Below are 14,098 nucleotides of genomic sequence, written 5' to 3'. Positions count from 1 at the left end.
AATAATTATTCTTTAATTACTTTTTCTGAAGATGTTGTTCCGTCAGAGAATTCAACTTGTAATAAGTATGCTCCTTTTGGAAGAGAAGAAATATCAACTCTATCAGATGTAGATTTCAATACTGATTTTCCTGAGAAATCCAATACTGTTGAAGATTTAATCTTTTTATCAGTTTTGATGTTGATTTCTCCTTTTGTTGGGTTAGGGTAAATATTTGTTGTTTTAGCTTTTGTTGCTTCACTTGTTCCAAGAGATCCAGTAGTGATTCTTACATCATCAACCATGAACATATATTTATCCGCAGATATACATTGAATACCAATTCTTATAGTTTGCCCAGCGTATGCATCAAGTGCATAGCTTATGCGTTGCCAAGTTAGGGGCGTTGCAGTTAATGGACTTGCTCCCGAGATAATTGTGAAATTTGCGACGGCAGTTGGTGTTCCACTACCTACATAAACTCCTATTCTATATCTTTCCGGAGTATATGTTGAAGACATTGCTTTCGTCCATAGAGATAATAAATTATTGCTTGCGCCTAATGTGACTGCTGGAGATATAAGCCAATCGTTGTTTGCTGTGACAGTGCCAACTGGAACAGCAGCCCAAGAAGCAGCATATTTTAACCCACTGTGAGGATCAAAATTTCTAGTTTCAGGATCAGCAGTAGTTGGAGTTGCTTGATTTGTTACGCCAGCCACTGAAGGATTGAAAATTTGATAAGCCATTGCTTCACCAGCATTATCCCAAGTTGGGTCACCTCCTCCGGTATAAGTAGTTAAGGCGTCTAAATCTAGAGTAAGCCAGCTCCCAAACCCTGTAATTGCAAAATTTGTATAAGATTCAAAGTCCTCATTTAATAATACTGTTTGAGCTTGCGTAGCTGCCCCAGTAAGAAGTAAGCTTAGAGATAGTAGAAGTTTTTTCATGATATTTTTTATTTTATGTAAATATAACAAAAAAAGCTTAATGATGAAAAAAACTCACACTAAATACTATATTAATGGATTATTAATAAACTTAAGAGCTACACGAAAGCATCGAACATCCCGATATATCATCATATTCTGAAGGCCTCTTTATGGAGAATTCAGAATTAATTTCTTTATAAGGGTTTTCTAATGCTGTTATTAATTTATCAAGAATATTAGTTTTTCCTATATTAATTTCTTCTATACATTGATATAGTAGAAAATTTCTTAAAATGAATTTTGGATTTGTTTTCTTCATTAGGTTGATAGATTCTTCATTTGAAATTAAATTTCTACCAATTCTAGCTTTATATGTATTTATGAAATTCTCAATTTTTAAAAGTTTTTCAGTGTCTAAAAAAATGTACGAAACTCTTTCAAATAAAAATTTCAAATCATTTTCATCATCAATTTTTTCTAATTGATTGAAAAATAGAGTATAGTCTAACTTTAATTCCTGCATCAATCCTTGCCAGTTTGTGAAAAACTCTTCATCACCATCAAGTAATTGATCAAAGCCAAATTTCTTACAAAGAATATTGTCATGAGATTTCCAGAAATAATCTCCAAACTCATTTAATGTTTTTTCTAAAAACTGTTCATCTTTTATGATTGGATGTAGTGCATTGGCTAGTTGCCAAAGATTCCATTGCGATATCTGGCCTTGCTTTCCGAAAGCATATCTTCTTCCAGGCAAGTCTGTTGTGTTGGGAGTGAAATTTAAATCATATTCATCCATCATAGAATAAGGTCCATAATCAATTGTCAATCCTAAAATTGACATATTATCTGTATTCATTACACCGTGAACAAAGCCAACCCTGAACCATTCGACCATAAGATCGGCTGTTTTTTTACAAACGCTTTCAAAAAAGTCTTTATATTTTTGAATTCCTTCGGAAGTTATTTCGGGATAGTAATTATCAATGGTGAAATTAACAAGCTTGTATAAGGTGTCATATTCTTGTTGAGCAGACATCAATTCAAAATGTCCAAAGCGAAGGAAGCTTTCTGCTGTTCTTACGACAACTGCGCCTTTTTCTTTCTGAGGATTTCCACTGTACATCATATCCCTTACTACATCTTCTCCGGTGAAAGAAAGGCTTAGTGCTCTTGTTGTAGGAACTCCCAAATGAAACATCGCTTCACTCATCAAGTATTCGCGAACGGAAGATCTCAACACAGCTCTTCCATCTGCATGTCTGGAGTAGGGTGTTGCGCCGGCTCCTTTCCATTGGATTTCTGTTTTTTTACTGGAATCATTTGTGATTTCACCTGCTAAAATTGCTCTTCCATCACCTAATTGGCCTGCCCAGTTTCCAAATTGATGTCCTGCGTAAGCCGTTGCATAAGTTTGAATATTTTCAGGAATATTATTTCCAACAAGAAAATCCAGATCCTTTTCTTCAAATTTTCCTAATCCTATTTCTTCCGAAAGTTTTTCATTAAAAACAATCAATTCAGGCTTTTCAAAACCGACAGGATCTACTGTTGAAAATAAAACTTTTGGAGTATTTCTTTGAATGGTATTGCCGGAAAAATCTCCAGGAAAAATTTTTATAAAAGGTTGTTTGATGTTTTCGATATTCATGAATCAAAGTTATTAATAATAAAAGAAAAGACCTTCCAAATAATTGAAAGGTCTTGTGTATTTCTAAAAGAGAATTTATTTATTGAAATCTACCTCTTCTCCGGAGTGTAGGTTTTCATTAACATTTTCATCTTTCTTTTGTGAATTGTTTTTAGGGGTATGGTCTACGGGTTTCGGATTTTTGATCTCGTCAATCGTTTGAAGACCTCCATCATCACCATAACCTCCGCTAATACCTTTTAAGCCGGAACATCCGTCTTTCCAATCGGAAGGTTTTATGAATTTGTCATCAGGTGAAATTCCTAATGTTTTATCAGCCCAAACTTTCTTCATAAAGATCGCCCAGATTGGTAAAGCCATTTTTGCTCCCTGGCCTTCTCCTGTTCCTAAAAAGTGGGTTGCTCTGTCTTCCCATCCAACCCAAGCTCCTGTTGCCAGTTTTGGAGTAATTCCCATAAACCAACCATCGGAGTTATTCTGCGTTGTACCTGTTTTAGCAGCAATTTCCACCGCTTTTGAGATTCCTCTTCTTCCCAATTCACCGGAAGCGGTTCCGTATTGTGCAACACCTTTCATTAATTCAATCATGGTGTAAGCGTATAGCGGGTTCATTACTTCTTTTGGTTCTACATTTACTTCTTTTATCACTCTACCGTTGGCATCTTCAATTCTCCAGATCATTTCCGGTTTGTTGTGATTTCCGTAGTTAGCAAAAGTACTATAAGCCCCAAGCATTTCATAGATTGTAATATCTGATGAACCTAAAGCGATTGTATTGTTTCTTGGAATTTCTTCCGTTACACCCAGATCTCTTGCTGTTTGAATTACCGCATCAACACCTGTCATTTCAATAAGTCTCGCTGCTACAGGGTTTTGAGAGTGTGCTAATGCGTCTTTAAGTGTTAGCATTCCTCCTCTTCCAGGTACATGCCATCCATTATGATCATAAGTTCCGTTGGATACTGTTGAGCAAGGTGTCATTCCCAATTTCATAATTGCTGTTGCATATACGAAAGGCTTGAATGTTGAACCAACCTGTCTTTTTCCTTGTTTGATGTGGTCATATTGGAAATGTTGCCAATCGATACCTCCAACCCAAGCTTTAATTTCACCTGTTCCAGGAACCATTGACATTAAACCTGCCTGAGCAATTTGTTTGTGATATCTGATAGAATCCCAAGGAGACATTTCAACTTCTTCTTCTCCGCTCCAAGTGAAACGTGAAGTTTTGGTCGGTTTGTGGAATTCCATCATGATTGAATCTTCAGAAACTCCAGCTGCCTTCAATTGCTTGTAACGTCCGGTTCTTTTCATCGCCTGAAGCATTACACTATTGATCTGTGTATTTGTTAAGTAATAGAAAGGTCTGTTTTTTCTGCCTCTTTGCTCGGCATCAAACCTTTTTTGAATATCTGTTAAATGTTCCCTGATTGCATCTTCAGCATACTTTTGCATTTTAGAATCAAGAGTAACATATATTTTTAAACCATCTTTATAAAGGTTTAATTTCTTACCTGTCTGCTTTTCGTAATCTTTAAGGTAATTATCAATCTCTTTCTTTAAATAAAACTTATAGTAAGCAGAATAATCATCACTAATGTTCTTGATTGGATGATAATCTAACGTAATTGGAGTGCTAACAGCCTTATCAAAAGTAGTCTGATCGATATAACCTGTTTTCTGCATTTGTTCTAAAACAACATCTCTTCTCGCTTTAGCCCTTTCGATGTTTCTCATTGGGTTATTCTTTACCGGATTTTCCAGCATTGCTACAAACATTGCAGCTTCTGGAAGGGTAAGTTGAGACGTTTTTTTATTGAAATAGATTCTTGAAGCCATTTCAACACCGTTTGCATTGTATAAAAAGTCGAATTTGTTGAAATATAAAGTGACAATTTCTTCTTTGGTATATCTTTTCTCGAGACTTACCGCAACAACCCATTCTTTTAATTTCTGGAATGCTCTTGCGGTCTTATTTTGAGAAGCTCCACCTGTAAAAAGTAATTTTGCAAGCTGTTGAGTAATGGTAGAACCACCACCTCGTCCACCACCGTAAACAACAGCTCTGGCAACTGACTGTAGATCAATTCCGGAATGTTCTTTGAAACGCTCATCTTCTTTAGCCTGTAAAGCATACACAAGATAAGGGGGAAGATCTTTATAGGTAATAGGCTGGGTTTTTTCTTTTTCAAACTTGCCTAATAATAAACCATCAGATGAATAAATTTCAGATGCAACGTAAATATCTGGGTTTTCAAGCTCTTTTACATCGGGCATTTCCCCAAGAAAACCTTGAGAAACGGCAAAGAAAAGTCCTGAAATTCCTAAAACGACTGCAATGAGTCCAATCCAAATAAAGCTAACCCATTTTTTCCAACCGGTTTTTTTGCCATTTTTTTTGGGAGGAAGGGGGAATGTTTTTCCTTTACTTCCTGCGTTTTGTTTGTTTACTTCCATTTATGATTACGGTTTAGCCGTTTCTATTTTTACTCCAATATCTTCAATTCCGGGAAGAGCATCGTTTCTCATGGCTTGCACCACGCCGATTTCATACTTGCCTTTCGCAGGAAATTTGTAATTCAATTTATATTGAAAAAGTGTCTCCTTTGTCTCACCAAAACCTGTACCAAGCCATTCTCCGTTTGGTTTTGCCAATACATAATTCAATGTGTCGGTTTCCTTTTTCTTGTTTTGAAGATTGGTGAAATTTACAATAAATCTTATATTACTGTAAGGATAATCATTGTTATTTCTTACAACAAATATAATATTTTTAGGATTTTGCGGATCCGTAATTTCAAGATTAAATTTTTGTTCGCTTTTCTTATTCCATTTATTATTAACAGAATTCATAGTAACGTCCCCTTCCGAAGAAGAGTTACAGCTAAAGAAAAGGATAAGAGTTAATAACCCTAAAATTTTACGCATTGTTATCTTTTTTTGGAGGAAATTTCTTCTTGAATTTTTTCTTATTTGGGTTTGGTTGAGCACTTTTCTCAGGATCAGCTGCCGTTGCGTCTGCTTTTTCTAACTGAGCTTTTGGCTGTTGCTGCTGAGGCTTTTGAGGTCTCGGCTTGTTAGGATTAGCGTTGGTATTCGGGTTCGGGTTTTCTGTCCTTGCTGGTCTTTCAGATCTTTCCGGACGATCAGATTTATCAGTATTTTGAGGCCTGTCTGATCTTTCTGGTCTTGGTTTTCTAGGTCCTTGATTTGGCCCGATTTGATTGTTGTTCGGTCTGTTTTGATTCTGAGGTTTGTTTTTATTAAAACTTTTGTTTTTCTTCTCAAATCTATCAACACTGTTCTCTTGAATAAGGTCAATCGTATGCAAAGGAGCATCTGGTTGCTTAAGGTCTTCAAGAGGTAAAGTTCTTTCGCCTTTTTTATTTTTTGCTATTAATTCCTTAACTAAATCAATATCAAAATCATACCAAGCCATTGAACTGTCAACATACGCAAACCACATTTTCTTTTTGAAAACGTCAATCTTGATACAAAAAGCTCTTCCTTTTTCTGTATCTAATACGGTAGAAGAAGAAGGGAAATTGCTTAAAGCGTCAAGGTAGCTGTCTAATTCATAATTAAGACAACATTTCAGTTTACCGCACTGTCCAGCCAATTTTTGAGGGTTAATACTCAATTGCTGATATCTTGCAACGTTGGTGTTTACCGATCTGAAATCCGTTAACCAAGTTGAACAACATAATTCTCTTCCACACGATCCGATTCCTCCAACTTTTGCAGCTTCCTGTCTGAAACCGATCTGTTTCATATCGATTTTAGTCCTGAAAGTTGAGGCGTACTCTTTAATTAACTGTCTGAAATCTATTCGGTTATCAGCAGTGTAATAAAATGTAACTTTAGAAGCATCACCTTGATACTCAACATCTGTAACCTTCATTTCAAGGCCAATTTTGTGAGCAATTTTTCGGGCTTCTATTTTTACGCTGTCTTCTTTTTTTCTAACTTCCTGCCAGACTTCAATGTCTTTTTGGTTCGCTAATCTATATATTTTAAGTGCTGATTCTTCAGAAGCTCTTTTCTTCTTCATCTGAATTTTCACTAATTCTCCGGTGAGACTTACCACACCTACATCATGTCCGGGACTTGATTCTACTGTTACTACGCTACCTATATGTAAAGGAACATTATTTACATTTTTATAAAATAATTTTCTGTCATTTTTAAATCTAACTTCTACATAATCACACCTATTAGATGCAGGATTATTGATGTTAGACAGCCAGTCGAAAACACTTAATTTATAACTATTACCACAGGTATTTACACTTTCACAGCCATTCGCGGTTTTCTTGGGTCCGCAAGAATGTGCAGAATCGCCGGATGTTTTACATCCACAACTCATATAACTTTTATTTGTTCTTGCAAATTTATATATTTTTATCTTTATGTAATTCTAAAAAATTCAAATATTCGTCAACATCATTGTTTAATATTAAACGAAAAACTTGATTAGTCAGTAAAACATTATTAAATGCCTAATAGTTATGCGTTTAAGGCCTGTTTTCGTTAAAGTGTTATTTTAAACATAATTTTCTTTTGGCATAATGTTTAAAATTTTAAGATTTATTAACAGTTGTAGCCAAAATAATTTTATATTTGGGTTATATAATAATAGTCTATGAAAAAAATATTAGTATCAACTGCTTTATTGGCGGGTGTTCTATCTTACGCCGGAGGCTTCAGAGTGTCTCTGCAAGGGGTAAAGCAATTGGCAATGGCACATACTAGTGCGCATGCTGAGGATGCAAGTGTGGCATTCTTTAACCCGGCGGGTATGTCGTTCATTCCTTCAAGACTGAGTATCTCAGTGGGAGCTTTTGCTGCAGGTAATAAAGTTACCTTCCAGAATACGAATACTCTGCAAAGTACAGAAACAGATAATCCTATGGGAACTCCTCTTTATGCAGCAATTGCTTATAGGCCGATCGAGAAATTATCAGTTGGTTTCAGTTTCTCTACCCCTTTCGGGAGTACGATTGAGTACCCAAGTAATTGGGAAGGAAAAGAAATGGTTCAGAGACTTGAGCTGAAGGCTTTCTATTTTCAGCCAATGGTTTCATATAAATTTAATGATTGGTTTGCTTTTGGTGCAAGTTATATCTATGCAAAAGGAGATGTGAAATGGGATAAAGCTATTACACAATTTGGAGGTGAGCTTAATCTTGACAGTAAGGCAAGCGGACATGGATATGGTTTTGGTTTCTATTTCAGACCAGATCCAAAGCTTGATGTAAGTATCGCTTACCGTTCGCCGGTTGATATGAAGGCTAAGAAGGGAACAGCTACTTTCAGCTTCCCGACAGCTTCTATTTATCCATTATTAGGTCTGGATGCGTCAGGCAAGGATAGCTTCTCTGCAACATTGCCTTTGGTGGAAGAATATACTATTGGTTTGACGTATAAGATTACTCCAAAATGGTTGGTTTCAGCAGATTTCAACTATCATGGATGGGAAAGATACAGCAAATTGACGTTGGATTTTGGCAATGCTCCGGTTGGAAATCAGCCATCAGATCCTACAGTTTCTGTTTCTCCTAAAAACTTTCACAACACTAAAACATTTAGGTTAGGAACTCAATATGCATTTACAGATAAGATCTTTGGTCGTCTTGGTGCTTATTATGATGAATCTCCATATACTGACGAAAACTTTATCCCTGAAACACCTTCATACAATACATATGTTGTAACGGGTGGGGTTGGATTTAAACTAAAACAATTCGGAGTTGATGTTTCTGGAGGATATGCAATGCCTCAGGCAAGAGACGTGAAAAATGCTAATCTTGGTTTCTACGGACAATCCACAGCTACGGCATTTTATGTAGGTTTAGGTTTATCTTATAATCCTTTTTAATTGAAAGACTATGAAAAAAATTATAATTTCTACAATCGCTATTTCCGCGTTACTTTTTACAACGAGTTGCGAAAATGAATTTGATACAGACGTAAAGGATGTTCAGGTTTCTAAAGGTGACGCTGATTTTACTAAGTATGTTTCTTTAGGAAACTCATTAACCTCTGGTTATAGAGACGGTGCTCTTTATATTGATGGACAAAATGAATCTTACCCTTCAATGATCGCTCAGCAAATGAAGCTTGTTGGTGGAGGAGATTTCAGACAGCCTTTAATGGCAGATAACAACGGAGGTCTTCTTCTGAATGTTGGTGCAAATGTACAGATTGCTACTACAAAACTTTATATTGATAGCTTTATTGCAGGTGCTCCGGACATAAAAAATGCTAATAATAACGTTGCAACGACTTTAACAAATACTGTTTTGGCTGGTCCTTTCAATAATATGGGGGTTCCGGGAGCAAAAGTTGCTCATTTATTAGCTCCGGGTTACGGAAATGTTTCGGGAGTTTTGCTAAAAACGGCTAATCCTTATTTCGTAAGATTTGCTTCAAGTCCAACAACTTCGGTTATTGCTGATTTTAAAGCTCAAAATCCTACATTCTTTTCTTTATGGATTGGAAATAATGATGCTTTACTTTATGCCTTAGCTGGTGCAGATACTTCTGTGGAGACTTTAACACCTCCGGCTCAGTTTGCTCAATATTATAATTTATTGATTTCTGAGATTGCTACTACAAATGCTAAAGGGGTTGTTGCAAATATTCCTAGTGTAACTTCTATTCCTTCGTTAACAACGATTCCTACAAATCCTCTTACATCTGCTGTTTTAGGAAATGGAAATGTTGCTGCAGGTGAAGCGAATATTGATAATTTAAATACAAACCTATACGGACCATTAAATCAGATCTTAACTGCATTTGGAGCTGGAGATAGAATTAAACCTCTTTCTAAAACTGCTGCAAATCCTTTACTTATTAAGGATGAAAGTTTAACTGATCTAAAGGTTCAGATTACAGCGGCGGCGGCTGCTTCAGGAAATGCTCAGTTGGTTGCTTTAGCTACTTATCTTGGTAACACTTATGGGCAGGCAAGACAGGCGAAAGCTGGAGATTTAGTGCCTTTAACTACAAAAGCTGAAATTGGCAAAACTGAACCTACTGCTTTAGCTGCTCTATCGGCTAGGGGTATTGCTTTCCCGTTTGCAGATAAATATATTTTGATTCCATCTGAAATTACAGAAATTAACACAGCTATTGATGCTTATAACGTAACAATTAAAGCTGCAGCAGCTTCAAAAGGCTATGCTTTTGTTGATGCTAATAAGAAAATGAATGAGCTTGGATCTCAGTCAGGAGTTTCTTGGGATGGTGTGAAGTATACTGCTAAATTCGTTACAGGAGGAGCTTTCTCTTTAGACGGAGTGCACCTTACGGGTAGAGGGTATGCAATTATTGCTAATGAATTTATTAAGTCAATAAACGCTACTTATAAATCTACACTGCCATGGGTAGATCCGAATAAATATTCGGGTGTGAAATTCCCTTAGTAAAAAGGAAAATAAAAACATATGAACCACAAGGAGTAATTCTTGTGGTTTTTTTATAAATTTGCAAAATCTTTTAAAAAGTAAAAATGGCCAATCAGTTAAGTTATCTATTTTCTACAAGAACGAGTAAGGTCTTGGCAGAAAAAATTGCCCAACATTATGGGAAAGAATTAGGGAAAATCATCATTCAGGAGTTCAGCGATGGTGAATTTGAACCTGTGCTAGACGAATCTGTAAGAGGAGGAAGAGTTTTCCTTATTGCTTCTACATTTCCGCCGGCAGACAATCTTTTAGAGCTTCTTTTAATGATTGACGCAGCAAAAAGAGCTTCTGCTAAAAGTATTACCGTTGTACTTCCGTATTTCGGGTTGGCAAGACAAGACAGAAAAGACAAGCCAAGAGCACCTATCGGAGCTAAATTGGTGGCAAATCTTTTAACTGCTGCGGGAGCAACAAGAATCATGACGATGGATCTGCACGCGGATCAGATTCAGGGATTCTTTGAAATTCCGGTTGATCATCTATATGCTTCTACAATTTTCGTAGATTACATCAGAGATATGAATCTTGATAATCTTACCATTGCTTCTCCGGATATGGGTGGAGCAAAAAGAGCAAAAAACTATGCAGGTCACTTAGGCGCAGACGTTGTAATTGCTTACAAAGAAAGAAAAAAAGCAAATGTAATCGAAGAAATGTTCCTTATCGGAGATGTTGTAGGAAAAAATGTTATCCTTATTGATGACATGATCGATACTGCGGGAACACTTTGTAAAGCTGCAGATATCTTAATGGAAAAAGGTGCAAAATCTGTAAGAGCAATGGCTACTCACGGAGTACTTTCAGGCAAGGCTTACGATAATATTGAGAACTCAAAATTATTGGAAGTTATTGTAACTGACTCAATTCCTTTGAAAAATAATTTGACAACTAAAATAAAAGTGCTATCTTGCGCCCCTCTATTTGCGGACGTTATGAAGATGGTTCACGAACATCAATCAATTAGCAGTAAGTTTGTTATTTAATTGATAATTAGCCGTTTGCAAATTAAACTTTAAACAAAATTTTAAATTTTTATAAATGAAATCAATTACAATTCAAGGTACAAAAAGAGAAAGCGTGGGCAAAAAGTCGACAAAAGCTTTACGTGATGCTGAATTAGTTCCTTGTGTTGTTTACGGAGGTGGTGAGCCATTGAACTTCTCTGCAACAGAGAAAGCGTTCAAAGGTTTGGTATATACTCCTGAAGCACACACGGTATCTATTGAAGTTGACGGACAGGTAATTCCTGCTGTTCTTCAAGATATTCAGTTCCACCCAATTACAGACAAAATTATTCACGCAGACTTTTACAGATTATCTGACGATAAGCCAGTAGTTATGGAAGTTCCTGTAAGAATCACTGGTCGTTCTAAAGGTGTTGTAGCTGGTGGTGTTTTACGTCAGTCTTTCAGAAAATTGAAAGTAAAAGCTATTCCTGCAAACTTGCCAGACGAGATCGTAGTAGATATTACTTCTCTTAAAATTGGTAACAAACTTTATGTTGGAACTATCAAAGCTGAAGGTTATTCTTTCGTACACCCGGACAATGCAGTTGTAGTAGCTGTTAAAATGTCTAGAAATGCAGCGAAAGGTGCAGCAGCGGCAGATGATGACGATGAAGAAGAAGTTGTGGCTGAAGGAGATGCTCCTGCAACTGAAGAAGCAGCAGCTGAATAAGAAATTTCTTAATCACAATATAAAACCTGTCAATGTATTTTGGCAGGTTTTTTATTTTTAGATTAAATCTATAATCGTGTTCATTCAATTTTCTTTCGAAAAAAAAGCCGTAAATTTGAAGTGTTCTAAATAAGAGCATTTTAATTTAAAATTTTAATAAATGTTTGACATTCAAGAAATAAGAAGTCAGTTTACTATATTAAACCAGCAGGTGAACGGTAAGCCATTAGTTTACTTAGATAATGCAGCAACATCTCAAAAACCAAATTCAGTTTTAGAAGTTTGGAATAAATATTACACCGAGCTTAATGCTAATGTACATAGAGGAATTCATACATTAAGTCAGTTAGCAACAGAAGAAATGGAGCTTTCAAGAAGAAAGGTTCAGAAATTCATTAATGCTAAACATGATTTTGAAGTAATTTTTACAAAAGGAACAACGGAAGGATTAAACCTCATTGCTTATATTTTAACTCAGAAGCTTAAAAAGGATGATGAAATTATCATTTCTTACCTTGAGCATCACTCAAATATCGTTCCTTGGCAACTACTTTGTGAAAGAACAGGCGCGAAACTTCGTGTTATTCCAATTGATGAAAACGGGATTCTTCAGTTAGATTATCTTGATCAATATTTAAGCGAAAAAACGAAAGTTGTTTCTGTAAATCAGGTTTCCAATGCATTAGGAATTGTAAATCCGATTGAAGAGATCATTGCTAAAACAAGAAAAAATTCTGATGCTTATATTATAATCGATGGTGCTCAGTCGGCTCCGCATTTCACGATCGATGTTCAGAAAATGGATTGTGATTTCTTTGTTTTTTCTGGTCATAAAATGTATGCTCCGATGGGAACAGGTATTTTATACGGGAAACAGGAGATTTTAGAAGATTTGCCTCCGTTTCATGGAGGAGGAGAGATGATTGCAACGTGTTCTTTTGACGGGACTACTTACGCGGGCTTACCGTTTAAATATGAAGCCGGAACACCAAATGTTGGAGGAAATATTGCTCTTGGTGCTGCGATAGATTTTATTGAAAAAGTAGGACAATCGACCATCCAAAATCATGAAAATGCTTTGTTGGAATATGCTCAAAGACAATTATTAGAAATAGAAAACCTAAAAGTTTATGGTGAAAAAGCCAACAGAACAGGCGTTGTTTCCTTTAATCTGGAAGGAACAGGGATTTCTTCTGATGTTGGGATGATTCTTGACAAAATGGGCATTGCTGTAAGAACAGGACACCATTGTACACAACCTATAATGGATTTCTTCAATATTGCAGGAACTGTGAGAGCAAGTTTTGCGATTTACAATACTTTCCAAGAGATTGATTCTTTGGTGGAAGGGGTAAAAAAAGCACAGAGAATGCTTTCTTAAAAGACTTTACATTATTTTAATTAAAATACGATCACCCTTCATTTTTGAGGGGTGATTTTTTGTTTTGCAAATGTGAATTATTTTATTTATAATCAATTATTGTTGATTATGTGATTGTTATATTTAATTTTAAATAATTATTTTATAAATTTGAGCTATATAAAACGATTACCATGAAAAAAATATTACTTCCTTTAGTCTTGGTCTGCGGGATGGCCAATGCTCAATTGTTTTCAGAGAACTTTGATACGGCAGCTTTGCCTTCAGGATGGACGGTGAATAATCCCGATACCACCTATAATTGGGCAGTCGGAACTCAATCCGGGTTTGCTTCCTTTCCAAACGGAACTGCTTTTTTTGATGATGACGATGCGGGACCATCAGGTATAAACACGAATGCCAGATTGGTTTCGCCTATTATTAATCTTACAGCAGCCTCCAGCCCGAAATTATCCTTTAAATATGCCAATATGATTTACCAGGACGATACAACTCTGAAAGTTGAGGCTTTTAACGGAACTTCTTGGGTTCAGATATTTACTTTTTCAGGTGATGCAGGGGTATGGGATATTGATTTTAATACACTTACCTATGTACTTACTACTTATGAGATTGCTACAAATATTGATCTAACGCCTTATGCTAATCCTAATTTCCGACTCAGATTTGTGTATGATGATGTAGGAGATTATTCGTTTGGAGTAGCAGTAGATGATGTTGTTATTTCGGCAACGACTACATTGGGAACTTCGGAGGTTTCGGCTTCTGATAAGGTTAAAGTATATCCAAATCCTGTAAAAGATGATCTTTTCATTAAGTCTGATGATTTAAAAAATACCAAAGTAAGCGTAATGGATATGTCCGGAAAAAAAGTGAAAACTTTCGAAGGAAAATCTGAAAAATATAATCTTTCTGATCTGCCAAACGGAACTTACATGATCTTAATTGATAATGGAAAAGAAGTCATCACAAAGAAAATTCTTAAAAAATAAAAGTAAAGCCTTCAATT

General features: G+C 35.9%; 11 protein-coding genes. 6 read left to right on the top strand and 5 right to left on the bottom strand.

What is annotated here, in order from left to right; all coding sequences use genetic code 11:
- Positions 1-5: 5 nt before the first annotated feature.
- The 5 genes from A0O34_RS08520 to A0O34_RS08500 all read right to left on the bottom strand — a co-directional run bounded on the left by A0O34_RS08520 (position 6) and on the right by A0O34_RS08500 (position 6,928).
- A complete protein-coding gene (locus A0O34_RS08520; RefSeq protein WP_066753732.1) occupies positions 6-929 on the bottom strand; it encodes a T9SS-dependent choice-of-anchor J family protein in 924 nt (307 codons plus the stop codon).
- A gap of 91 nt (positions 930-1,020) precedes the next feature.
- On the bottom strand, positions 1,021-2,562 hold the full coding sequence (locus A0O34_RS08515; protein WP_066753731.1) for a protein adenylyltransferase SelO: 1,542 nt from the start codon (positions 2,560-2,562) through the stop codon (positions 1,021-1,023).
- Positions 2,563-2,637: 75 nt separating this feature from the next.
- Positions 2,638-5,019 (bottom strand): transglycosylase domain-containing protein, encoded by a 2,382-nt coding sequence (locus A0O34_RS08510; protein ID WP_066753729.1) that lies wholly within the window; start codon positions 5,017-5,019, stop codon positions 2,638-2,640.
- A 6-nt stretch (positions 5,020-5,025) separates the two neighbouring features.
- Entirely contained in the window at positions 5,026-5,490 is a 465-nt protein-coding gene (locus tag A0O34_RS08505; protein WP_066753727.1) for a gliding motility lipoprotein GldH, read from the bottom strand.
- Positions 5,483-6,928, bottom strand: coding sequence for a PSP1 domain-containing protein (locus tag A0O34_RS08500; RefSeq protein ID WP_066753725.1), 1,446 nt, complete (start codon positions 6,926-6,928; stop codon positions 5,483-5,485). The genes A0O34_RS08505 and A0O34_RS08500 overlap by 8 nt, the downstream gene beginning before the upstream one ends.
- A gap of 276 nt (positions 6,929-7,204) precedes the next feature.
- Between A0O34_RS08500 and A0O34_RS08495 the strand changes: the two genes are divergently transcribed.
- The 6 genes from A0O34_RS08495 to A0O34_RS08470 all read left to right on the top strand — a co-directional run bounded on the left by A0O34_RS08495 (position 7,205) and on the right by A0O34_RS08470 (position 14,081).
- A complete protein-coding gene (locus A0O34_RS08495) occupies positions 7,205-8,440 on the top strand; it encodes an OmpP1/FadL family transporter (RefSeq protein WP_066753723.1) in 1,236 nt (411 codons plus the stop codon).
- 10 nt (positions 8,441-8,450) lie between these two features.
- Positions 8,451-9,989 carry an SGNH/GDSL hydrolase family protein gene (locus A0O34_RS08490; protein ID WP_066753721.1) on the top strand — a complete coding sequence of 513 codons (1,539 nt, stop codon included), beginning with the start codon at positions 8,451-8,453 and terminating at the stop codon, positions 9,987-9,989.
- 86 nt (positions 9,990-10,075) lie between these two features.
- The gene (locus tag A0O34_RS08485; RefSeq protein WP_066753719.1) at positions 10,076-11,014 is read left to right on the top strand and encodes a ribose-phosphate pyrophosphokinase; all 939 of its coding nucleotides are present in this window, start codon (positions 10,076-10,078) and stop codon (positions 11,012-11,014) included.
- 55 nt (positions 11,015-11,069) lie between these two features.
- Positions 11,070-11,708 carry a 50S ribosomal protein L25/general stress protein Ctc gene (locus tag A0O34_RS08480; RefSeq protein ID WP_066753717.1) on the top strand — a complete coding sequence of 213 codons (639 nt, stop codon included), beginning with the start codon at positions 11,070-11,072 and terminating at the stop codon, positions 11,706-11,708.
- Between the two features lie 160 nt (positions 11,709-11,868).
- On the top strand, positions 11,869-13,089 hold the full coding sequence (locus A0O34_RS08475; RefSeq protein ID WP_066753715.1) for a cysteine desulfurase: 1,221 nt from the start codon (positions 11,869-11,871) through the stop codon (positions 13,087-13,089).
- Positions 13,090-13,262: 173 nt separating this feature from the next.
- On the top strand, positions 13,263-14,081 hold the full coding sequence (locus tag A0O34_RS08470; RefSeq protein ID WP_066753713.1) for a T9SS-dependent choice-of-anchor J family protein: 819 nt from the start codon (positions 13,263-13,265) through the stop codon (positions 14,079-14,081).
- Positions 14,082-14,098: the final 17 nt, after the last annotated feature.

It is taken from the genome of Chryseobacterium glaciei (assembly GCF_001648155.1).
GTDB lineage: Bacteria > Bacteroidota > Bacteroidia > Flavobacteriales > Weeksellaceae > Chryseobacterium > Chryseobacterium glaciei.
The sequence above is the reverse complement of the archived record's forward strand: the minus strand, read 5'-3'. Positions and strand labels throughout refer to the sequence as shown.